We start from the raw sequence: 21,603 nt of genomic DNA on the forward strand, positions 1-21,603 counted from the left end.
CCCTGCAGACTTTAGCCTCAAAGATTTCCGATAAAAACAACCAACGGAGGGGCAGAATTGAACCTTTTCCTGCAGCAAGTCATCAACGGGTTAACCCTGGGGAGCATCTACGGTCTCGTAGCCCTGGGGCTGACCCTGGTCTACGGAATACTCCACATTCCGAACTTTGCACACGGCGCGCTCTACATGGTCGGTGCATTCATGTCCTACTTCTTCATGGTCGACCTCGGTGTCCATTACTGGCTTGCCATGGCAGGGTCTGCGGCCGTCATCGCCTTGCTGGGCATTGTCTGTGAGCGACTGGTGTTCCACCCCCTGAGGCACTCGCCACCCATCCACGACAAGATCGCCGCGATCGGCATTCTGTTGTTCCTGGAGGCGCTGGTGCAGATGTTCTGGGGCGCCGATTTCCGCCGCATGAGCTCGCCCTTCACCGGCATCATGAATTTTGACGGTCTGATCATTCCGGAGCAGCGCCTGCTCATCATCGTCGCTGCCTTTGTGCTGGTGTTTGCGCTGCAGATGTTCCTGCGCAAGACCATGACCGGCGCCACCATTATCGCCATGGCCCAGAGCCGGGAAGGCGCATTCCTGGTCGGTATCGACGCCAACCGGGTGGCGATGATGACGTTCGCGATATCCGGTGCCCTGGCCGCGGTGGCAGCCACCCTGTATGCCCCCATCAACCTGGTGTACCCGGCCATGGGGCATCTGGTGATCATGAAAGCCTTCGTGATCATCATCCTTGGCGGCATGGGCAGCATTCCCGGCGCCATTGTCGGCGGCATGATCATCGGTTTTGCCGAGGCGTTTGGCGGCTTCTACATCTCCACCGCCTACAAGGACATTATCGCCTTCGGCCTGCTGGTACTGATTCTCTCCATACGCCCACAGGGCCTGTTCGCAAAGGGGGCGCACTGACCATGTTGTTCAAGCTTGGAGCCATGTTAATGACACCGGGCGCGAAACTGGCACTGCTGGTTTTTGCGATCGTGTTTCCATTTCTCGCCAGTAACGAGTACCAGGTCTATGTGATGGCGTCGGCCTTCGTCTGGGCTATTGCGGTATACGGCCTGAACATCATTACCGGTTTCTGCGGTCAGCTGAACCTGGCCCACGGTGGCTTCTTCGCCATCGGTGCCTACACCCTGGGCCTGCTGACCGCGGATGCCGGCTGGAGTTTCTGGCCTGCCTTTGTGGCCGCCCTGGTGGTGACCGCCGTCCTGGGATTTTTCGTGGGCATCGTGTCCCTGCGTCTGAAAGAGCATTACTTTGCCATTTTCACGCTGTGTGTGGGGTTCATCATCTACCTGCTGATCGACAAGTGGGAGGAGTTGACCCATGGGCCTATCGGGGTACGTGACATTGCCGAACCCTATGGCTTTGGCTTGGTGGACTTCACCGAAACCACCCCCTTCTATTACCTGGTGCTGGCGTTTCTGGTGTTCGCGATCTGGTTCATGGGGCGGCTTTCCCGTTCCCTGTTGGGGCGTACCTTCATCGCCATCCGTAACGGCGATGAGCTGGCCCAGTCCCTGGGTATCAACCTGATGCGCAACAAGGTGCTGGCATTCGTGTTGTCCACCACCTACGCCGGTCTGGCCGGTGCACTCTACGCCGGGATGGTCCGGTTCATCGGGCCGGAAGAGGCCAACATCGTGCACACCTTCGACATGATCACCTACCTGCTGGTTGGCGGTATCGGCACCATCACCGGGCCACTGCTGGGGACCGTCGGTATCGTCTGGATCACCCAGTCGCTGCAGTTCCTGGAAGAGTACCGGATGATTATCTTCGGTCCGCTGCTGGTGCTGCTGGTGATCTTCTTCCCGCGGGGCATCACCGGCTCGTTCCTGACCTGGATGCATCGCAAGGCCCAGAGCGTTGCGCCGGAGAAGAAGCGCACCGAGAGCAAGGTGACCACAACCCGGACCCGGGAGGCCGAGAACAATGCTTAAGGTAGAGCACCTGACCAAGATGTTTGGCGGCCTGGCCGCGGTAAACGATGTGTCCGTGGAATTCGAGGCGGGCAAGATCAACGCGATCATCGGGCCCAACGGCGCCGGCAAGAGCACGTTCTTCAATCTGATCTCCGGGCTGCATCAACCCACGTCCGGCCGGATTCTGCTGGATGGCGAGGATGTGACCCGCATGCCCTGCGACCAGGTCGCGCGGCTCGGTGTCGGCCGGACCTTCCAGACCACCAACCTGTTCGAACAGGCAACTGTTCTGGACAACCTCATTGTTGGCCATCGCCTGCGGACGAAATCCGGGCTCTGGGACGTGCTGATCAACAGCCAGCGGCTGCAGCGCGAAGAGAAGGCGGCCCGGGACAAGGCCATGGAAGCGCTGGACTTCGTCGGGCTGACCAACGTAGCCGGCAAGTTCATCGCGGACATCACCCAGGAAGAGCGCAAGCGGGTGGCCTTCGCCCTGGCGTTGGCTACCGACCCGAAGATTGTGCTTCTGGATGAGCCGGCCGCCGGGATCAACCCGGAGGAGACCGAAGGTTTTGCCACGCTCATGCGCAAGATGGTGGATAACGGCCTGACCGTGTGCCTGATCGAACACAAGATGGACATGATCATGAGCCTTGCGGACAAGATCATGGTGCTGGACCACGGCGAGAAGATTGCCGAGGGCACAGCCGAGGAGGTCCGTAATAATCCGGTGGTGATCGAGGCCTACCTGGGAGGGGATGAAGATGCTGCAGCTTAATCACGTGGATGTCTGCTACGGCAGCTTCAAGGCCCTGACCGACATCTCCATGACTGTGGAAACCGGCGAGTTGGTGGTTCTGCTGGGCGCCAACGGGGCCGGCAAGACCACCCTGTTCAACGGCATCAGCGGACTGGTCAAGCCCGCCGCCGGCGAGATCAGGTTCGAGGACAAGAAACTCAACGGCATGAAGGCCAGCGCCATTGTGTCCAGCGGGGTGGTGCAGTGCGCCGAAGGTCGCAAGCTGTTTCCACAGATGACCGTCCAGCAGAACCTGATGATGGGCGCCTATGTCCATCGGGGTGACCGGCAGGGCAACCGGAAGCGTCTGAATGAGGTGCTTGAGCTGTTCCCGATCCTCGAGGACAAGGCCCAGCAGCCGGCCGGCTCCCTGTCCGGGGGGCAGCAACAGATGGTCGCCATTGGCCGCGCCATGATGAGTCGTCCGCGGCTTTTGATGCTGGACGAGCCCTCGCTCGGTCTGGCGCCGCTGGTGGTCAAGCAGATGTTCGAGACCATCCGGCAGATCAACAGCCTGGGTACTACGGTGCTGCTGGCTGAACAGAACGCCTTTGCGGCCCTCAAGATCGCCCACCGGGCCTACGTCATGGAGAACGGGCACCTCGTCATGGAGGGTGACCGCGAGGCCATGCTAGGCAACGAGCAGGTCCGTAAGGCATATATCGGGGCCTGACGGCTCCGGCAAGTGAATTTCGACGAGCACAATCAACCAGGAGACAACAATGAAAACAGCAAAGACACTGGGGAAAACGGTTGCAGCGGCGACCCTTGGTATGAGCCTCACCGCCGGCGCCATGGCGGGTGAAGTCAACATTGGATTCACCGGCCCGCTGAGCGGTGGCGCCGCCCTGTACGGAGAGAACACCCTGTCCGGTCTGCGTATGGCCGCGGAAGAAATCAACGCCGCCGGCGGTTTCGACCTCAACGGGGAAAAAACCACCATCAATCTGGTCTCCCTGGACGACCGCTATTCCCCGGCCCAGGCGGCCACCAACGCCAAGCGCCTGAAGCAGGAATCGAACGTGCCGGCGATCTTTATCCCGCATTCCGGGGGTGTGTTTGCGTTGCAGGACTTCAATGAGAAGGACAATTTCCTGATCATGGCCTACACCAGCGTGCCGACCGTGACCGAAAAGGGGAATGCCCTGACCATACGAATCCCGCCGACCTTTGATGGCTATGTCCGGGCGTTCACGGACTATGCCCTGGAAAACCTGGGTACCTCCCTGGGCATGGCCGGTGCGACCCATGAGTATGCCAAGATCTGGGCCTCCATGATTGAAAAGGAGTGGACCTCCAAGGGCGGTACAGTGGTGGCCAACAACCCGATGGACTACAACAAGTCCGCCGACTTCTTCACCGGCGTGAGCCGGATCATTGCCGAGGACCCGGACGTGATGTTCGTCGGTGGTGCCTCCGAGCCGACCGGTCTGGTGGTTCAGCAGGCCCGACAGATGGGCTTCCAGGGCGGTTTCATCGTCATGGATCAAGCCAAGATTGACGAGGTCGCCAATGTCGCTGGCGGGCTGGAGATGGTTGAAGGTGCGGTTGGCGTGGTGCCCCTGAGCGTCTATGAGACCGAGGCCGCCCAGGACTTCATCAAGCGCTACGAGGCCGAATACGGCAAGACCCCGGGATCGGAAGCCGCCTACAACTACCTGGCCCTGCACGGGCTGGTGGAAGCGATGGATGCCACCGAGTCGACCGATCCAAAGGTGATCCGCGCCGCCATGGGTGATGCCCTGAAGAACATGCCCACTCGCAAGAACCCGTATGAGGTGACCAACGTGACCGACAAGGGCGGTTTTGTCACGGATACCACGCTGGCCGTGGTAAAAGATGGCAAGATTGTTCAGGAAGAGATCGAGTAAACGTCACTGTGTTAAACAGGGGGCAGGCCACGAATGGCCTGCCCCTTTTTTTGGTAGGTGAGGCGCTCTATGAAACTGAAAGACTCTGTCGCCATCGTGACCGGATCCTCGTCAGGAATTGGAGCCGCAGTGGCTCGATTATTTGCCGAGCATGGCTGTCATGTGGTGATCAACTTCAGTCGGAACGAGACTGGTGCACGCGCCGTGGCCTCGGACTGTGAACAGTATGGTGTAAAAGCGCTGGTGTGCCGGGCCGATGTGTCAGAGGATGCAGACTGTCGTGCCCTTGTGGACGAAACCCTGGCGCAGTTTGGTCGTATAGACATCCTGGTCAACAACGCAGGAACCACGAAGTTCTGTAACCACGGTGACCTTGAGGGCCTGGACAAGCGGGATTTTCTGGACCTCTATGCGATTAATACCGTGGGACCGTTCCAGATGACCCGGGCAGCTGAGACCGCGCTTCGAGCAAACGGGTCCGGCCACATCATCAATATGGCCTCCATCGCCGGACTGGCAGGAATTGGCAGTTCAATTGCGTACGCGGCCTCCAAGGGCGCGCTGATCACCATGACTCGATCGCTCGCCCGCGTGATGGGTCCGGAAGTGCGGGTGAATGCTGTATGTCCGGGCTTTGTTCAGGGCGAGTGGCTGAAAAAGGGGCTGGGCGAAGACAAATATGACGCGTTGCTGGCCAAAACCAAAGGCGCCGCACCGCTGAACGATACCGCTTCCCCGGAATCAGTGGCCGATGTGTGTCTCGGGCTTATCGTAGGGGGGGATCTGACCACCGGCGAGACCCTGCTGATCGACGGTGGAGCGCACCTGGGCATGGCTCCGGTACGAAGATAAAACAGGGCATCGCAGCAGGCAAAGTGAGCAGAAAATGACTGAAAAACCAAGCATCCTGATTGTTGGCGCCGGCGCCATCGGTAGCTTCTATGGGGCCATCCTCAAAAAGGCCGGATGTCCGGTCGACACCGTCTTGCGCTCCGAGTACGAAGTGGTGAGGGAAAAGGGTATCCGGATCACCAGCCCCTTGGGGGACCTGTCTTTCCGGCCGGATCATGTATACCGTGACGGTGGTACGCCGGAGGTCTGGCCGGACTACCTCATTCTGTGTGTGAAAGTGTTACCCGGCGTCAACCGGGCCGAACTGGTCAAGCCCTGGATGGGGCCGAACACCCGCCTGGTATTGATCGAAAATGGTCTGGGCATCGAGCAGGAGCTGGCGGAGGCGTTCCCTGAGAATCCCATCATCAGCTGTCTGGCCTTTATTGCCGCTAGTCGGACGGAACCGGGCGTTGTTGAGCACAAGGCCTATGGCAAACTGGTTATGGGGACTTACCCCCGGGGCATCGACGAGCATTGCCGGACCCTGTCGGAACTGTTCATCGAAGGTGGGATCAAGGTGGATGTGACAGAAGCTGTGGTGGGCGAACGCTGGCGCAAATGTCTGTGGAATACACCATTCAATCCTTTGTCGGTGATTGCCAACGGTGCTGACACGAAAACCATTCTGGATACCGACGGCGGAGAGGCGCTGATTCGGGCCATGATCGGCGAAGTGATGGCCGTGGCCGCAGCGGAAGGTTACCCCATGGACGAGTCGCTGATTGATCAGAACATTGACGGTACCCGCAAGATGCCGCCCTACAAGAACAGCATGGCACTGGATTACCTCAACGATCGCCCCATCGAGCGGGATGCCGTGCTGGGCAATGTGGTGGCCATTGCCGAGCGTCAAGGCATTGCCGTTCCACACCTGAATACCGTGTTGGTCACGCTGAAGATGCGGGCGGCACTGGAAGGCCGGGCCTGAGGGCCCGGTCAACCGGTCAGATCACGTACATCACCAGGTTTTCTGCGACGCACGCGGGCTTGTCCTCGCCCTTGATCTCTACCGTGGTGAGGTAGCTGGCCATATAACGGTGCTCATCCACCTGGTTGACGTCGAGCAGCTGGACCTTGGTGCGGATATCCGATCCGGACTTAACCGCAGACGGAAACCGCAACTTGTTCAGGCCATAGTTGATGGTTGCCGTGGGCCCGGTCACCTTGAGAGCCTGCGGGTTCAGCCGCGATATCAATGACACGGTCAGATAGCCATGGGCAATCGGACTTTTCCAGGGGGATTCCTTCTTCGCCCGTTCGATATCGATGTGAATCCACTGATGGTCGCCAGTGGCGTCAGCAAACGCTTCAATCATCTCCTGGGTGACGGTCAACCAGGGGCTGTGACTGACAAGAGTGCCTTTTTTATCAGCCAGTTCGTCCAATTTGACTTCAATCATCTGTTTTCCCCTTAAACCGCGTAGCCCGGGTTCTTGCTGTCGAGCAGGCGCAACAGCGCGGGCCAGGTGAGCTTCGCGGCCGCGCCCAGATTTTTCGATTGCTCGGCGGTGGTCTGCACCGCCTGTTCCGACGGCATCCAGGTGGGCCCACAGCTCTGCGCCTTGACCTGGATCTCACAGGCTTTCATCAGGAAGTACAGGTAGGTGAAGGTCTCCGGCACCGACTCACCGGCGGTCAGAACGCCGTGGTTGCGCAACAGCATCATCGACTTGTCGCCCAGATCCCGGATCAGCCGCTCGCGCTCGTCCAGATTCAGGGCCACCCCTTCGTAATCGTGGTAACTGAGGTGGTCCAGGCACAGCATGGCAGTCTGGCTCAGGGGGAGCAGGCCGTCCCGGTGGGCCGACACGGCCACGCCATCGGCGGCGTGCAGGTGCATCACCGCGCCGGCGTCCGCCCGTCCCATGTGCACGGCACTGTGGATGGTGAAACCGGCCGGATTGACCCGGCCCAGGCCACCCGCGGCCACCACCTGGCCATCGCGGTCCACCTTCACCAGCGACGAGGCGGTGATTTCGTGGAACAGCAGGCCGTAGGGGTTGATCAGGAAATGATGGTCAGGACCGGGCACCCGGGCCGACAGGTGGGTGAAGACCAGGTCGTCCCAGCCGAACAGCGCCACCAGCCGATAAGCGGCTGCCAGTTCCGTGCGCACCTGCCATTCGGCCTTGTTCAGCGACTCGGTGTTGGTGTGTTGGGCGTCTGTTGTCATTGTGATCACCTCGATTGGTGCAGAACCAAAAAAAGGGGGTGGCCTGAAGGGCACCCCCGAACACGACCTCTGACTGGAAGGAGAGAGGCCCCAGGCTCACTGGTGAAGGGGGTCAGCTGGCCTGCAACAGGCCCGCGTACCGCTCCAGGTGGAAATCGTCATCGCCCAGTTGGTGGTTGATCATGATCAGCCGCTTGGCGTAATGGGCAAAGTTGTATTCCCAGGTCATGCCGATGCCGCCGTGGGACTGGATGCCGTTCTCGGAGATGAACTGGCCGCTGCGGCCAATCACGTTCTTCGCGGCGGCCAGAATCCGGCGCCGCTCGTCACTCTGCTCTGCATCGGCCACGCTGGCGGCCAGGATGGCCATGGAACGGGCCTGTTCCAGCTCCGACATCATGTCCACCATGCGGTGCTGCAGAACCTGGAACTTGCCAATGGGCACACCGAACTGCTTGCGTTGCTTGAGGTAGTCCAGGGTCAGTTCGTTGGCCATCTCCATAACGCCAACGGCTTCGGCACACACGGCCGCAATGGCGCGACCGCTCTGGTACTCGATGATCTCGCCGGCCCGGCCTTCGCCGCCCAACAGGGCATCGGCGCCCACCTCGACGTTATTCAGGGTGATGTCGCAGCCCTTTGAGCCATCGATCGTGGGATAGGTCCGGCGCTCGACGCCGGCCAGCTCCGGACTGAGTGCGAACAGGCTGATGCCGTCGGTATCGCGGCTGTCACCGGAGGTGCGGGCGGACACCAGGATCAGATCGGCACAGTGGCCGCCGATCACCACGGCTTTGCGGCCGTTGAGTACGTAGCCGTCGCCGGACTTTTCAGCGCGGGTTGCCACGTCTTTCAGATTGTAGAAGCTTTGTGGCTCCTGCAGGGCCACGGCGGCCTTGAGTTCGCCGCTGGCGATGCCGGTCAGCCATCGCTCTTTCTGGCTATCGTTGCCGGCGTGATCAATCAGGCCGCCGCCGAGGATCACGGACTGCATGTACGGTTCCAGGCACAGGCCGCGACCGAGCTCAGTCATTACCGACTGAACCTCCACGCCACCACCGCCGAACCCACCGAGCTCCTCGGCAAAAGGCACGGCCGTCAGACCCAGCTCGCTCAGTTGGGTCCAGAAGGCCTCGCTGAACCCGGCGTCGGTTTCGCTGAACTCCAGGCGCTTTTCAAAACTGTATTCACCGCGCACCAGGCGGGCCACGGTGTCCTGCAGCATCTGCTGCTCTTCATTCAGTCGGAAATCCATGGTCGCCTCCTTAAAGCCCGAGAATCATTTTCGACACGATGTTTTTCTGGATCTCGTTGGATCCGCCGAAAATCGACAGCTTGCGGTTATTGAAGTACTGGGCGGTCAGCGGGGCGGCGTTCTCGTCTGACAGGAAGTCGCCGTCGTACTCGTAGTCCAGTTCCTCTTCGACGAAGGGGATCGCGTAGGGGCCGATCGCGCGTCGTGCCAGGTCATTGATGGACTGACGGATCTCGGTCCCCTTGACCTTGAGCATGGAGCTTTCGGCGCCCGGCACGCCACCACCCTCGACCGAGGCGATGATGCGCAGGTTGCTGATGGCCGCCGCGGTCAGGTCAATCTCGACTTTGGCAATGCGCTGGCTGAAGGAAGGATCCTCGATCAGCGGTCGGCCATTCTTGATGCGACGGGAGGCCAGCTGTTTCAGGTGTGACAACGCCGCCTTGGACATGCCGATGCCGGCCAGTCCGGTGCGTTCGTAGGTAAGCAGGAACTTGGCATAGGTCCAGCCCTTGTCCTCTTCGCCCACCAGGTTTTCCACCGGCACCTTCACGTCTTCGAAGAACACCTCGTTCACTTCGTGTTCACCGTCCAGCGTGATGATCGGACGTACGGTGATGCCCGGGGTATCCATATCGATCAGCAAAAACGAGATGCCTTCCTGGGCCTTCACCTCGGTATTGGTGCGGACCAGGCAGAAAATCATGTTGGCGTGCTGGCCCAGCGTCGTCCAGGTCTTCTGGCCGTTAACAATGTAGTGATCGCCTTCGCGCACGGCACGGGTTTTCAGCGAGGCAAGGTCAGAACCGGCGCCCGGCTCAGAGTAACCCTGGCACCACCAGTCTTCGCCGCTGAGGATGCGGGGCAGGTAGCGCTGCTTCTGCTCCTCGTTGCCGAACTTGATGATGACCGGTGCCACCATGTTGACCCCGAATGGAATGGAACGGGGTACGCCGTAGCGGCAGGACTCTTCATCCCAGATGTGTTTCTGGACCGGCGTCCATTTAACGCCGCCGTACTCTTCCGGCCAGTGGGTGGCGTACCAGCCCTGGGCATTGAGGATTTTCTGCCACCGCAGATGGTCGTCTTTGGTCAGGCGGCGAAAACCTTTCACTTTGGCGGCAATATCCGCCGGCAGCTTCTCATCCAGGAACGCGCGCACTTCATTTCGGAAGGCAAGTTCCTCGGCCGTGTAGTTCATGTTCATGAGATAACCTCGTTTGCATTACAGCGAAAATATATACCGCATAGCAGAATTACTCAATGATCCTTCAATAATTCGCCCCGTGTCAACGATAATGAAATTATGAAACGCTAGGTAACCATTGCTTTCATAAAAAAATATTAAATGCGGGTTGATGGTGTAAATGCGTTTGTCTATAGTCGCTAACACGGAAGCTGGTACCGCTATGCGGAAATCTAAATATAAAAAATACCGCAGTGCGAAACTGAAAGGTTGAAAGTGCGTCCCGCTGTACCGGCGCCGGAGAGTTCAATAACAAAGACACAATCAACTCCGTCAGAGGTTAGTTATGACAACAAGAACATCCTTCAAACCCCGTCCGCTTGCCCGTGCCATGGCCCTCGCCAGCCTGCCACTGATCACGTTTGCGTCCGCTGGCGTCTCCGCCCAGAGCAACGCCGAGCTGGACCAGTTGCGGGAACGTGTGCAGATGCTCGAGAGCAAGCTGGAAGGCGCGGTTTCCACCGCTCCGGAGGCGAGCGAAGACAATCCCTACATCCTGCGCGAAGGCGACGGCCTGAAAATCGGTGGTACCACTATCTCTTTCGGCGGTTTTATCAAGGCCGACATGATGTATGGCTCCAACGGCAACGGTCAGCGCAACACCTACTCCGTCGGGCTGCCCCGCACCTTCGCGTCCGCGGCCGCGACCGACAACGACTGGAAGGTCGGGTTCAGTGCCCGGGAATCCCGTTTCAGTTTTGGTACCTCCACTGAAGGCGTGGCCGGGCATCAACTGCGCACTTACCTCGAGATGGACTTCCAGCAGGGTATTGGTGCACCCGGCAACGAGGTGGTCTCCAACAGCTATTCACCGCGCCTGCGTCAGGCCTACGGCAACTGGAATGGCTGGGAGTTCGGCCAGACCTACACCACCTTTACCGACCTCGCGGCGATGCCGGAAATCCTGAATCAGGGCAAACAGGCCGCCTTCATTTACGTGACCCAGCCGATGATTCGCTACAACATGGCCGTTCCCGGCGGCAAGCTGATGATGGCCCTGGAAAACCCGGAAGACGGGTTTGGCACCAACTCCTATGACGATCAGTCCTATCCGGACCTCACCGCCCGCTACCAGATTCGCGGCAAACACGGGTTCTACTCGGTTGCAGGTCTGCTGCGCAACCTGGAGGACGACGCCTCCGGTGAGTCTGAGCTGGCCGGTGCCGTTTCCGTCAGTGCCCGCATTCCGACCATTGGCAAGGACGACATCCGTCTGCAGTACAGCTACGGCGCGCTGGGTCGCTACATGGGGCTGTTCACCTACCCGGATGTGGATCTCGTGGCCCAGGCCGGTGGCGAGGTGAAGGCACTGGATACCTACGGCGCGACCGCGGCTTACCGCCATTTCTGGTCGCCGGCATGGCGCTCCACGGTGACCGTGTCCCACACCGAAATCGTGGACGATCTGACTGCACCGCCGGCGGGAACCCTGAGCTACTTCGACTCCTCCACCTCGGCTCATGTGAACCTGCTTTGGTCCGCGCATTCCAACCTGACCCTGGGCCTGGAGTACGCCTACTGGGACTTCGGCGAGATTGCCGGCAGTGGCAGCAATCAGTACGAGCAGGTGATGGCATCTGCGAAGCTGAGTTTCTGAGTGCGGTAGGAACCACCTGAGTTGAGTTAACGCAAATCTCGCTTTGCATCTTCAGCCCCGGCAACGTCCCCCGTGCCGGGGCTTTTTTGTGCACGGACGGAGGTGCCTGACAGGTAGTTCCGGTTGTCGGTTCGCTGGTCAGAAAGTGAGCTATAGTAATGAGTGCTTCGTAAATGTCGGTGTGACCAAGGATGGCGGTCTGGTCTAAGCGAGCACCAGAGTTAAGGATCAGGAGGTCCGCGATGAACCGAAGAGGTTGGCACTGTTGTCTGTTGCCCCTTGCAGTGGGTTTCATGACCCAGGGAACCCACGGCCAGGATCTGAGCATCAGCGAAGATGAGTACGCCGCGCCGGCGAACCCATATTCCCCCTACGTCGACGATCACTTCCCCCAAAATGTCTATTTTGGTGATACCCATCTGCACACCGCCTGGTCCGCCGACGCTGGCATGGGCGGAGCAAAACCGGGTCCGGACGTGGCCTACCGCGCCGCGCGCGGTGAGGTGGTCCAAAGCCAGACTGCGGGCCCGTTCAAGCTGATTCGACCCCTGGATTTCGTGGTCGTCGCTGATCACGCCGAGAATCTGGGGCTATCGGATTACCTGGAACGCGGTGATCCGCTCGTGCGCCGCACCGAAGGTGGCGAGCGCTGGTACCAGATGTTTAAGGCCGGGGATGGTTACGATGCGTTCATCGAATGGATCGCGGCCAACGGGCGTGGTGAGGACATGATCAAGAGTCCGGAGATGGTGGCTGCGGTCTGGCAAAAGGTGATCGACAATGCCGAGCATTATTATGAACCGGGCGTCTTCACCACCTTTATCGGCTACGAATGGACCTCCGGCCCGGACGGAAACAACCTGCACCGGAACGTCATCTTCCGGGACGGCGCCGACCGGACTCGTCAGGTCGTGCCTTTTTCCGCACTGGACAGCGACGACCCCGAAGACCTCTGGGACTACCTCGAGGCCTATGAAAAGGACACGGGAGGCCAGGTGCTGGCCATTCCCCACAACGGCAACCTGTCCAACGGCATGATGTTTATGCTGGAAACCTTCGACGGTGATGCGTTCGACGAAGCCTACGCCCGGCGGCGCGCAAATTTTGAGCCGGTGGTCGAAGTGACCCAGCCCAAGGGCACAGGGGAAACCCACCCTTTCCTGTCGCCGGACGATGCCTTTGCCGACCACGAAATTATCGACACCTCCAACCTGGCCGGTTCCGCGGCCAAGGAGCAGGAGATGCTCCGCACCGAATACGCCCGTTCCGCGTTGAAGTTAGGGCTCGCCGAAGCCGAACGTTTGGGCGTGAATCCCTTCAAGTTCGGCATGATCGGTGCGACCGATGCCCACAACGCCCTGCCTTCGACCCGGGAGGAGAACTGGTTCGGCAAGGCCTACATCGTCGAACCCTCGCCCCACCGTAAGGAAGGCGTGCTGATCGAAAGCACCGTGGATCCGAAGCTGTCCATTTACGACATTGACCTGGGGGCCTCTGGCCTGGCCGGGGTCTGGGCCACGGAAAACACCCGGGAAGCCATCTGGGATGCTTTCGCCCGGCGCGAGGTATTCGCCACTTCCGGCAGCCGGCTCCGCGTGCGGGTGTTCGGGGGCTGGGATTTCCAGCCGGAAGAGGTGCTGCGCCCGGACTTTGCCGATGCCGGCTACTCACGGGGTGTGCCCATGGGGGGCGATCTGCGGCCGGCACCGGAAGGCCAGGAGGCGCCAACCTTTATGGTTCGGGCCCTGAGGGATCCGGACGGTGCCAACCTCGACCGGATTCAGATGATCAAGGGCTGGGTTGATGACAGCGGCGATACCCACGAGAAGATCTGGGATGTCGCCTGTGCCGGACGCGAGATCGTGGACGGCGGCTGCGACCGCGACGTCGGCAATACCGTGAACGTTGCCAACGCCAGTTACACCAACGATATCGGCAGCGCCGCGTTGGCCGGCCACTGGACCGACCCCGAGTTCGATCCGGACCAGCGCGCCTTCTATTACGTGCGCGTCCTGGAGATCCCGACACCCCGCTGGACGGCCTACGACGCGAAGTACTTCCAGATTGAAATGCCGGAAGGCACGCCTATGGAGGTGGTCGACCGCGCCTACACCTCACCCATCTGGTACGGACCGGAGGGCTGATCCGGTGGCTGATCGATCAATCAAACGACTGGTAACCGAGCCTTTCGTTCACTTCCTGCTGATCGGAGTGGCGCTCTTCGGGCTTTATGGCTGGCTGAACGACGCGCCTCAAGACACGTCGGTCCGGAGTCTGGTGATCACCGAAGGTGACGTCGCGCAACTGGCAAGCAATTTCCGGCAGGTCTGGCAACGACCGCCAACCCGTGAAGAGCTGCAGCGCCTGGTCGACAAGTACGTGCAGGAAGAAATCCTGGTCCGGGAAGCCCTGGCCATGGGGCTCGACACCGGTGATGCGGTGATTCGCCAGCGCCTGAGGCAAAAGATGGAATTTATTCTTGATGGCGCCGTCGCGTCTCTGGTGCCGTCTGACCAGGCTTTGAGAGAGTACTACCGCGCCAATGCCGAGCTGTTTACCACCCGGCCCAATGTCGGGTTCCAGCAGGTTTTCCTGGGTAAAACCGTCGACGAGGCAACGGTGGCATCCACGCGTCAGGCACTTGAGGCGGGCGCGGCGCCGGGCGAGGTCGGGCAGGCCACCTTGCTGGCGCCGGAAATGCGGCCCAGTGTGTCGACCACCGTGGATTCGAATTTCGGCGTCGGATTCTTTGACCAGCTCGTTACCCTGCCACCGGACATCTGGGCCGGCCCGGTTCAGTCGGCTTTTGGCCTGCACCTGGTGAAAGTGACCGGAAAAACCACTGGCACGGTGCCCGGCTTCGAGGCTATCCGGGAGCAGGTGGAGGACGCCTGGCGCCGTGATACCGCCGAACGGCTGAGCAAGGAACAGCTGCTGGCGATGAAATCGGACTACGACATCTCCGTACCGGATGTGGACGGGGTATCGCAATGACCAGAGTGGTGCCGGCGGTCCTGTTGGCCGTTTTAATGACTGTGCCGTCACTGCTTCAGGCCCATGCCCTGGAGCCGGGTTTCCTGAGCCTGGCGCCGGCCGGTAACGACCGTTGGCAGGCGGTCTGGCGGGTGCCCCAGGTGCGCGGCCAACCGATGGTGATCGAGGCGGTGCTGCCCGAGACCTGCGCGCCCCGAGTCGCGCCCGGCCCGATGCAGTTCGATGGCCGCGCCTTTGTCAGCCGCTGGGTAGCCACCTGCGCGGGAGGACTGGAGGGTGGCACGGTAGCGGTCCGAGGCCTGGAAGCCACGCGAACGGACGTGCTGGTGCGTTACAGCCCGGATTCCGGCGCGGCGCCGGTGGTGACCCGGTTGACGCCGGATGCCGTCGCTTTCGATATTGCCCGGACAGGGTCCTTTGATTCGGTGCTGTCCAGCTACTTTGCGCTGGGTGTCGAACACATTCTCGAAGGCTTCGATCACCTCCTGTTTGTCTTTGCCCTGCTGCTCCTGATTCCAACCCTCCGGATGCTGGTTGCCGCGCTGACCTCCTTCACCCTGGCCCACAGCCTGACCATGGCCGGAGTGACGCTGGGCATGTTCACGCTCCCGGCACCTCCGGTGGAAGCGGTGATCGCGCTGTCGATTGTGTTCCTCGCCACGGAATTGGCCCGGCCGACGGATAGTCAGAGACTCACGACCCGTTATCCCTGGCTGGTTTCATTTTCGTTTGGTCTTCTGCACGGCTTTGGCTTTGCCGGGGCGCTGAGGGAGATCGGTCTGCCCGCGGGGGACGTCCCGCTGGCGCTGTTGAGTTTTAATCTGGGGGTGGAGGCGGGTCAGATCGCGTTTGTCGTTGCGGTGGTTCTGGGCGGCTATCTGGCCAGAAGGGCATTCCAGCGTCGGGATGTCGGCTTGCAGTGGTTCGAGAGCACCGGGAAGCGGGTGGCCAGTTATGCCATCGGTGGTATCGCGTCCTTCTGGCTGGTGGAGCGGGTTGCGGGATTCTGGGTGTAGGACATCGAAAAAAACGAATTTAAACACTCAAAAAAACGATCATGCCTGCTGATTCAACTGTGATAGAAATTAAATAGTCTGGACGTTAGCGCCCGCCAAAGGATTTTCATGGCCCATTTGCGAGCATCGGAAAACAAGGTTCGTCTTTGCCTGACAACTGTGATGGCACTGGTCGTTCTCGCGTGGGCCACTTCGGGTTTCAACGTGCCGGCGCTGGACCCTCAGTTGGAGGAACCGGGATCGTTCCAGGTCACCATGCTGGATGCATCCGGGGATTCACCATCCGGCGAAGCCGGGCTGACCGGTTCACTGGGCCCTGGCCTTCCCCTCATTACGGGATATCCGGGGCATTCCCCGAATCTATCCTTCATCGAGCCGCCGGTTCGCCTCGTTAGCTATCCCGCCCTGCCTCAGGGCCCGCCTTCGCTCACCTGATCTCCGTCGATTAACCGCACTCCCATTGCCTGGCCAGAACAGGCGGAGTGTTACAGCGAACATCCGGAATCAGTGAGGTTCATCATGAGCAAGCACTTTCACGCGATACCAGTACGCGACCTGGGACGTACCCACTCCCTGGCCACCCTCCAGCCCGCCTACAACATCGGCAGCAATGATTCTGCGGTTCATCTGCTGACCGATTTCCGCGCGCGCCGTCCACCGGCCCTGAACTCAGACATGAGCGTCTCCGAGGCGAGGCTGTGGATGAAAATGGCCGATACCGCATTCAAGCTGGTGGAGAACGGGGTCAACGAGTGTGTCGGGGTCATCACCATCGCAGACATCAACGGCGAGTTGCCCCTGAGCCTTGCCAACCGTCGGGGGGTGTTACCCGGGGAAATTCGGGTCAGGGACATCATGACCCCCCTCAGCAGCCTCCCCGCGATCCACTACCAGGACCTGTGCCGCGCCTCCGTCGGCGACCTTGTCAGTACTTTCAGGTCGGTCCATGAGGAGTACCTGCTGGTCGTGGACGACGACCGGAACAACGCCGGCGAGCAGTACCTGCGTGGCATTGTCTCGGCCAGCCAGCTGGTCGAAAAGCTCCACATTCCCATCGACCTTGAGCATCGCGCGTCGTCGTTCTCGGAAATCGTGAATGTCGTTCAGGGGAATTTCTAGAACTAGCACGGCCCGGTTCGGCCCCGGCATCCCCTCGGGGCCGGTCCGGGCATGGCGGAGCTGGCCAGGGAGTGCCGGCCGTCAACATCAACCAAAACCAATACCGGAGGTAACTTCATGGCCATAAGGAAGCTGCTGATTGCCAATCGCGGTGAGATTGCAGTCAGAATTGCCCGGGCCTGTAGCGAACTGGGTATACGCTCGGTCGCCATCTATTCGAAGGCGGACGAGTATTCCCTGCATGTCAAAAAAGCCGACGAGTCCTACCAGATCAGTCAGGATCCGCTATCCGGGTATCTGAACCCCCATCATATCGTCAATATGGCAGTTGAAACCGGCTGCGATGCGCTGCATCCCGGCTACGGGTTCCTCTCGGAAAATGCCGAGCTGCCGGCGATCTGCAAACAGCGGGGGATCACCTTTGTCGGCCCGTCATCAGAGGCCATTGCCTCCATGGGTGACAAGACCCAGGCCCGTCAGACGGCCGAGGCCGCCGGTGTGCCGGTAACGCCCGGGTCCAGGGGGAATCTGGAAGATGTCGAAGACGCGGTTCGGCAGGCCTCTGAGATTGGCTATCCGGTCATGCTCAAGGCAACCTCCGGCGGCGGTGGTCGGGGTATCCGTCGCTGCGACAACGAGAAGGAGCTGCGTCAGAACTACGTGCGGGTGATTTCCGAGGCCACCAAGGCGTTCGGCAGCGCCGAGGTCTTTCTGGAAAAGTGCATCATCGACCCCCGCCATATCGAGGTGCAGATCCTGGCAGACAGCCACGGCAACGTGGTACACCTGTACGAACGTGACTGTTCGATCCAGCGCCGGAACCAGAAGCTGATTGAGCTGGCGCCATCGCCGCAGCTGGAAGAGAACCAGCGTGAGTACATCGGCGAACTGGCGCGGCGGGTGGCCAAGCAGTGCGGGTACGAGAATGCCGGCACCGTGGAATTCTTGCTCGACCACGACGGCAGTTTCTATTTCATGGAGATGAACACCCGGGTGCAGGTGGAGCACACCATCACCGAAGAAATCACCGGGGTGGACATCATCAAGGCCCAGATCCGGATTGCCTCCGGCGAGGAGCTGTGGCTCAAGCAGGAGGACATCAGCTACCGGGGCTTTGCCGCCCAGTTCCGGATCAACGCCGAAGACCCCAAGAACGGCTTCCTGCCCAGTTTTGGCCGGATCAGCCGCTACTACTCGGCCGGTGGCCCGGGCGTGCGTACCGACGCCAACATGTACACCGGCTACGAGATCCCGCCTTACTACGACTCCATGTGCGCCAAGCTGATTGTCTGGGCCATGGACTGGCCGGAGCTGATTGCCCGCTCGCGCCGGGCGCTGAACGATATGGCCATCTACGGGGTCAAGACCACCATCCCCTATTACCAACAGATCCTGAACCATGAGGAATTCCAGGCCGCCAATTTTAACACCGGCTTTGTCGAAGCAAATCCTCAGTTGCTGGAGTACAGCACCAAGACCCGTCCTGAAGCCATCGCCACAGCCATCGCCGCGGCCATCGCCGCCCAGGCGGGCCTGTAAACCGAACACCGGAGAGATCCAGAATGACCAAGCGCAAGATTCATATTACCGACGTTATCCTGCGGGACGCCCATCAGTCCCTGATCGCCACCCGAATGCGGACCGAAGACATGCTGCCGGCCTGTGAATGGCTCGATCAGGCCGGATACTGGTCCCTGGAGTGCTGGGGCGGTGCCACCTTCGACGCCTGTGTCCGATTCCTGAAGGAAGACCCCTGGGAGCGCCTGCGCACGCTGCGCCAGGCCCTGCCCAACACCCGTCTGCAGATGCTCCTGCGCGGGCAGAACCTGCTGGGCTATCGCCACTACGGCGACGACGTGGTGGAAGCCTTCGTCGCCAAGGCCGCTGAAAACGGCATCGATGTATTCCGGGTGTTCGACGCCCTGAACGACGTGCGCAACCTGGAAACCAGCATCAAGGCCGTCAAGAAAGCCGGTAAGCACGCCCAGGGTACCCTGTGCTACACCGTCAGCCCGGTGCACGACACCGATGCTTATCTGGAGCAGGCCAAAGCCATGGCCGAGATGGGCGCGGACAGCATCGCCATCAAGGACATGGCCGGTCTGCTGACGCCGGCGGTCACCGCCGAGCTGGTGGGCAAGCTCAAGAGCACCCTTGATCTACCGGTGTTCCTGCACTCCCACGCCACCTCGGGCATGGCGCCGATGTGCCAGTGGGCGGCGATGGAAGCCGGTGTCGATCACATCGATACCGCATTGTCGGCCTTTGCCGGCGGCACCAGCCATCCGCCTACGGAATCGCTGGTGGCGGCGTTGCACGACGCCGGCTTCGACACCGGCCTGAATCTGGAGCTGCTGGACAAGGCCACCGGCCATTTCCGGGAAGTGCGCAAGAAGTACCACCAGTTCGAGAGCGCCTACAACGGTGTCGATACCTCGGTGCTGTTGTCCCAGGTGCCGGGCGGCATGATGTCCAACCTGGCCAATCAGCTCAAGGAGCAGGGCGCCCTGGACCGCATCCAGGAGGTGTTCGAGGAAATCCCGAGGGTTCGCAAGGACCTCGGCTTCCCGCCGCTGGTTACCCCGACCTCCCAAATTGTCGGCACCCAGGCGGTCATTAACGTGCTGGGAGGTAAGCGCTACGACACCATCACCAACGAGGTGAAAAAGTACCTCCAGGGCTGGTATGGCCAGGCGCCTGCCGAGGTGGACGCCGAACTACAGCGTCGCGCGGTTGGCAAGGAGGAGCTGGTTGAAGAACGGCCAGCGAACCTGATTCCTCGCGAGCTTGAGGAGTTGCGCAAGCAGGTGGGCGAGCTGGCCGAGAGCGATGAGGATGTGCTGACCTACGCCATGTTCCCGGATCAGGCCAAGGCGTATCTGGAGCAGCGCCGGGATGGCACGCTCCAGTCCGAGCCATTGGAACCCATTCCGAGCGGGCGCTCCGGCGCCGTCTCGTCCAAGTTCAAGATCACCGTGCACGGTGAGAGCTACGACATCGACGTCACCGGTGCCAATCCGACGGGTGAGAACGAGCGCCGTTTCTACATGACGGTGGATGGCGTGCCGGAGGAAATTCACCTGGAGTCCCAGGGCGACAGCAGTGAAGGCGGTCGCAAGAGCGGCGGTCGGGCCGGTGCTACCAAGGAAGGTCATGTGACCACGAGTATGCCTGGCAACATTGTGGATGTGCTGGTCAAGGAGGGCGATCAGGTCGCTGCCGGAGACCCGGTATTGATCATCGAAGCCATGAAAATGGAAACCGAGGTCAAGGCCACCATCGCCGGAACCGTCAAGGGCGTTTCCATTGCCAAGGGCGACCGCGTGGTGCCGGGTGAGGTGCTGGTGGATATCGAGTAGCCGGCCAGGGCTCAGAGGCGAACAGCAACGCCGAGTGTTGCTGTTCGCCGATCGTAATCGTACCGGGCAATGTTGCTGTCGTTCTGAACCTGCTGGAGGTTCAGCAGCAGGGACACCGTCGTGTTGACCCGGTACTCCCCGTCAATCGAGAACGTCAGCCGCTGGTCCTCCCGGCGGATGATCAGTAGCCCCTCAGGGACCTCGAGCCGGTGCGGAGTACGGTAGTAGTTGAACCGGTAACTGGCAGATGTGCCGAGTTCCAGGGCCGGTGTAAGGGCGTACCCGAGTCCCAGTGCCAGGGTCTGGCCCAGCGGAGAAACACTGTAGTACTCGGTGCCGGTATCGAGATTGCGGCGGTCATCGTAGTCCACCTGGTATTTCACGCTTGCCCGCCAGGAATGGCGTCGCGCCTGGTAGCGCGTGTCCAGGCGGTAATGCTGACCGTCGTAGGCCCGGTAACGGTCTGCCGCGTTGACCTGCTCCGCGTCGACAGAAATCGAGCAGACGGCGGTTTCGCTGCCGAGGGTACAACCCGATTTCCGGAGTCCGGAACTGAGGCGTGCCCGGTTTTCCCTTGATTTGCCCCCTTGCCAGACCTGATCCCCGCCAATGCCCAGGCTCAGTCGATAGTTACCGGGGGCATGGACGCCCGCCACATTGAGGCGGACGAGATGGGTGTTGAAGTCTTCCTGAGTGGTGTATTCGCGGCCATACAGCTGCAGGTCGGTCTTGATCGACTGATCGCCGGATCGGAATGGGTAGCCGGAGATGGCATTGACCGACTCGAAGAAAGCGCCGTCCAGGGAGCTGGCGGCACTGTCCGGGAACAGGGCGATGTTGTCTTCGTACCCGGCGGACAGCGACAGCAGGGCTTGCCATCGATCAGGGGCGGGCGGCGCTCCCAGCTTGGCAAGCTGGCCCCGGGCGAGCTTGCTCAGATTGTCCTCACTGCTTGCCAGCGCGGCTTCACGAAATGCCTGGCGGGCCTTTGACGTTTGATCCTGGGCGAGAGCAATCAGGCCGAGGTTGTAGAAGGCGAGTGCCCGTTGGGGTGTGTCGAGCAGCCTTCGGAACATCTCCTCCGCGCTGACGTAGTCACCCATTTTGAAATAGAGGACGCCGAGATTGTAGGTGAGCGCGCGGGATTCCATGTCTTCGGCCGCGGCCTCAAGCAGTTCGCGGGCGCGCTCCAGGTTATTGTTCTGGAATGCCTCGATGCCGGCCCGGAACTTTTGCTTCGGCGATGACAAAGAGTCGGTTTCTGCCGCGACCACGAACGGAACGCACAGGCAAATCAGCAGCATCGTTATCAGTCGGTAGGGCGACAGCATATTTCTTCG

The 21,603-nt window shown here is 60.6% G+C and carries 20 protein-coding genes; 15 read left to right on the top strand and 5 right to left on the bottom strand.

What is annotated here, in order from left to right; translation table 11 throughout:
* Window positions 1-57 precede the first annotated feature (57 nt).
* From QQF73_RS13010 to QQF73_RS13040, 7 genes are all read left to right on the top strand, one after another.
* Window positions 58-921, top strand: coding sequence for a branched-chain amino acid ABC transporter permease (locus tag QQF73_RS13010; protein ID WP_219867670.1), 864 nt, complete (start codon window positions 58-60; stop codon window positions 919-921).
* 2 nt (window positions 922-923) lie between these two features.
* Complete coding sequence (locus QQF73_RS13015) at window positions 924-1,958, top strand: branched-chain amino acid ABC transporter permease (protein ID WP_219867671.1); 1,035 nt, start codon at window positions 924-926, stop codon at window positions 1,956-1,958.
* Window positions 1,951-2,718 carry an ABC transporter ATP-binding protein gene (locus tag QQF73_RS13020; protein WP_219867672.1) on the top strand — a complete coding sequence of 256 codons (768 nt, stop codon included), beginning with the start codon at window positions 1,951-1,953 and terminating at the stop codon, window positions 2,716-2,718. The genes QQF73_RS13015 and QQF73_RS13020 overlap by 8 nt, the downstream gene beginning before the upstream one ends.
* Window positions 2,705-3,412 (top strand): ABC transporter ATP-binding protein, encoded by a 708-nt coding sequence (locus QQF73_RS13025; protein ID WP_219867673.1) that lies wholly within the window; start codon window positions 2,705-2,707, stop codon window positions 3,410-3,412. The genes QQF73_RS13020 and QQF73_RS13025 overlap by 14 nt, the downstream gene beginning before the upstream one ends.
* Window positions 3,413-3,461: 49 nt before the next feature.
* Window positions 3,462-4,610: an ABC transporter substrate-binding protein gene (locus QQF73_RS13030; protein WP_219867674.1), complete on the top strand. Its 1,149-nt coding sequence runs from the start codon at window positions 3,462-3,464 to the stop codon at window positions 4,608-4,610.
* A 69-nt stretch (window positions 4,611-4,679) separates the two neighbouring features.
* Complete coding sequence (locus tag QQF73_RS13035; RefSeq protein WP_219867675.1) at window positions 4,680-5,462, top strand: SDR family NAD(P)-dependent oxidoreductase; 783 nt, start codon at window positions 4,680-4,682, stop codon at window positions 5,460-5,462.
* 34 nt (window positions 5,463-5,496) lie between these two features.
* Entirely contained in the window at window positions 5,497-6,432 is a 936-nt protein-coding gene (locus tag QQF73_RS13040) for a ketopantoate reductase family protein (protein WP_285368470.1), read from the top strand.
* Window positions 6,433-6,448: 16 nt separating this feature from the next.
* Here the strand turns inward: QQF73_RS13040 and QQF73_RS13045 are convergent, their stop codons facing one another.
* The 4 genes from QQF73_RS13045 to QQF73_RS13060 all read right to left on the bottom strand — a co-directional run bounded on the left by QQF73_RS13045 (window position 6,449) and on the right by QQF73_RS13060 (window position 10,139).
* The gene (locus QQF73_RS13045; protein ID WP_219867677.1) at window positions 6,449-6,904 is read right to left on the bottom strand and encodes a MaoC family dehydratase; all 456 of its coding nucleotides are present in this window, start codon (window positions 6,902-6,904) and stop codon (window positions 6,449-6,451) included.
* 11 nt (window positions 6,905-6,915) lie between these two features.
* On the bottom strand, window positions 6,916-7,677 hold the full coding sequence (locus QQF73_RS13050) for a class II aldolase/adducin family protein (protein WP_219867678.1): 762 nt from the start codon (window positions 7,675-7,677) through the stop codon (window positions 6,916-6,918).
* 112 nt (window positions 7,678-7,789) lie between these two features.
* Window positions 7,790-8,932, bottom strand: a complete 1,143-nt coding sequence (locus QQF73_RS13055; RefSeq protein WP_285368471.1) for an acyl-CoA dehydrogenase family protein — start codon at window positions 8,930-8,932, stop codon at window positions 7,790-7,792.
* Window positions 8,933-8,942: 10 nt separating this feature from the next.
* Window positions 8,943-10,139: an acyl-CoA dehydrogenase family protein gene (locus QQF73_RS13060; RefSeq protein WP_219867680.1), complete on the bottom strand. Its 1,197-nt coding sequence runs from the start codon at window positions 10,137-10,139 to the stop codon at window positions 8,943-8,945.
* A 325-nt stretch (window positions 10,140-10,464) separates the two neighbouring features.
* Here QQF73_RS13060 and QQF73_RS13065 point away from each other — a divergent pair, with 325 nt between their 5' ends.
* From QQF73_RS13065 to oadA, 8 genes are all read left to right on the top strand, one after another.
* Entirely contained in the window at window positions 10,465-11,775 is a 1,311-nt protein-coding gene (locus QQF73_RS13065; RefSeq protein WP_285368474.1) for a DcaP family trimeric outer membrane transporter, read from the top strand.
* Between the two features lie 242 nt (window positions 11,776-12,017).
* The gene (locus QQF73_RS13070) at window positions 12,018-13,919 is read left to right on the top strand and encodes a DUF3604 domain-containing protein (RefSeq protein WP_285368476.1); all 1,902 of its coding nucleotides are present in this window, start codon (window positions 12,018-12,020) and stop codon (window positions 13,917-13,919) included.
* A gap of 4 nt (window positions 13,920-13,923) precedes the next feature.
* Window positions 13,924-14,769 (top strand): peptidylprolyl isomerase, encoded by an 846-nt coding sequence (locus tag QQF73_RS13075; protein ID WP_285368478.1) that lies wholly within the window; start codon window positions 13,924-13,926, stop codon window positions 14,767-14,769.
* Window positions 14,766-15,785: a HupE/UreJ family protein gene (locus QQF73_RS13080; RefSeq protein ID WP_219867683.1), complete on the top strand. Its 1,020-nt coding sequence runs from the start codon at window positions 14,766-14,768 to the stop codon at window positions 15,783-15,785. The genes QQF73_RS13075 and QQF73_RS13080 overlap by 4 nt, the downstream gene beginning before the upstream one ends.
* 108 nt (window positions 15,786-15,893) lie before the next feature.
* Entirely contained in the window at window positions 15,894-16,220 is a 327-nt protein-coding gene (locus QQF73_RS13085; protein ID WP_219867684.1) for a hypothetical protein, read from the top strand.
* Between the two features lie 84 nt (window positions 16,221-16,304).
* Complete coding sequence (locus tag QQF73_RS13090; RefSeq protein ID WP_285368481.1) at window positions 16,305-16,904, top strand: CBS domain-containing protein; 600 nt, start codon at window positions 16,305-16,307, stop codon at window positions 16,902-16,904.
* A 117-nt stretch (window positions 16,905-17,021) separates the two neighbouring features.
* A complete protein-coding gene (locus QQF73_RS13095; RefSeq protein WP_219867686.1) occupies window positions 17,022-18,443 on the top strand; it encodes an acetyl-CoA carboxylase biotin carboxylase subunit in 1,422 nt (473 codons plus the stop codon).
* A 23-nt stretch (window positions 18,444-18,466) separates the two neighbouring features.
* Complete coding sequence (gene oadA, locus QQF73_RS13100; RefSeq protein ID WP_285368483.1) at window positions 18,467-20,263, top strand: sodium-extruding oxaloacetate decarboxylase subunit alpha; 1,797 nt, start codon at window positions 18,467-18,469, stop codon at window positions 20,261-20,263.
* A gap of 11 nt (window positions 20,264-20,274) precedes the next feature.
* Here oadA and QQF73_RS13105 read toward each other — a convergent pair whose 3' ends face one another.
* A complete protein-coding gene (locus QQF73_RS13105) occupies window positions 20,275-21,594 on the bottom strand; it encodes a tetratricopeptide repeat protein (RefSeq protein WP_285368484.1) in 1,320 nt (439 codons plus the stop codon).
* Window positions 21,595-21,603 lie beyond the last annotated feature (9 nt).

The organism is Marinobacter albus, from assembly GCF_030238305.1.
Taxonomy (GTDB): domain Bacteria; phylum Pseudomonadota; class Gammaproteobacteria; order Pseudomonadales; family Oleiphilaceae; genus Marinobacter; species Marinobacter albus.

Excerpts from the sequence above, each read along its gene's own strand:
- QQF73_RS13015 (WP_219867671.1), top strand. The coding sequence starts at position 924 with ATGTTGTTCAAGCTTGGAGCCATGTTAATGACACCGGGCGCGAAACTG.
- QQF73_RS13020 (WP_219867672.1), top strand. The coding sequence starts at position 1,951 with ATGCTTAAGGTAGAGCACCTGACCAAGATGTTTGGCGGCCTGGCCGCG.
- QQF73_RS13025 (WP_219867673.1), top strand. The coding sequence starts at position 2,705 with ATGCTGCAGCTTAATCACGTGGATGTCTGCTACGGCAGCTTCAAGGCC.
- QQF73_RS13030 (WP_219867674.1), top strand. The coding sequence starts at position 3,462 with ATGAAAACAGCAAAGACACTGGGGAAAACGGTTGCAGCGGCGACCCTT.
- QQF73_RS13035 (WP_219867675.1), top strand. The coding sequence starts at position 4,680 with ATGAAACTGAAAGACTCTGTCGCCATCGTGACCGGATCCTCGTCAGGA.
- QQF73_RS13040 (WP_285368470.1), top strand. The coding sequence starts at position 5,497 with ATGACTGAAAAACCAAGCATCCTGATTGTTGGCGCCGGCGCCATCGGT.
- QQF73_RS13045 (WP_219867677.1), bottom strand. The coding sequence starts at position 6,904 with ATGATTGAAGTCAAATTGGACGAACTGGCTGATAAAAAAGGCACTCTT.
- QQF73_RS13050 (WP_219867678.1), bottom strand. The coding sequence starts at position 7,677 with ATGACAACAGACGCCCAACACACCAACACCGAGTCGCTGAACAAGGCC.
- QQF73_RS13055 (WP_285368471.1), bottom strand. The coding sequence starts at position 8,932 with ATGGATTTCCGACTGAATGAAGAGCAGCAGATGCTGCAGGACACCGTG.
- QQF73_RS13060 (WP_219867680.1), bottom strand. The coding sequence starts at position 10,139 with ATGAACATGAACTACACGGCCGAGGAACTTGCCTTCCGAAATGAAGTG.
- QQF73_RS13065 (WP_285368474.1), top strand. The coding sequence starts at position 10,465 with ATGACAACAAGAACATCCTTCAAACCCCGTCCGCTTGCCCGTGCCATG.
- QQF73_RS13070 (WP_285368476.1), top strand. The coding sequence starts at position 12,018 with ATGAACCGAAGAGGTTGGCACTGTTGTCTGTTGCCCCTTGCAGTGGGT.
- QQF73_RS13080 (WP_219867683.1), top strand. The coding sequence starts at position 14,766 with ATGACCAGAGTGGTGCCGGCGGTCCTGTTGGCCGTTTTAATGACTGTG.
- QQF73_RS13085 (WP_219867684.1), top strand. The coding sequence starts at position 15,894 with ATGGCCCATTTGCGAGCATCGGAAAACAAGGTTCGTCTTTGCCTGACA.
- QQF73_RS13090 (WP_285368481.1), top strand. The coding sequence starts at position 16,305 with ATGAGCAAGCACTTTCACGCGATACCAGTACGCGACCTGGGACGTACC.
- QQF73_RS13095 (WP_219867686.1), top strand. The coding sequence starts at position 17,022 with ATGGCCATAAGGAAGCTGCTGATTGCCAATCGCGGTGAGATTGCAGTC.
- oadA (WP_285368483.1), top strand. The coding sequence starts at position 18,467 with ATGACCAAGCGCAAGATTCATATTACCGACGTTATCCTGCGGGACGCC.
- QQF73_RS13105 (WP_285368484.1), bottom strand. The coding sequence starts at position 21,594 with ATGCTGTCGCCCTACCGACTGATAACGATGCTGCTGATTTGCCTGTGC.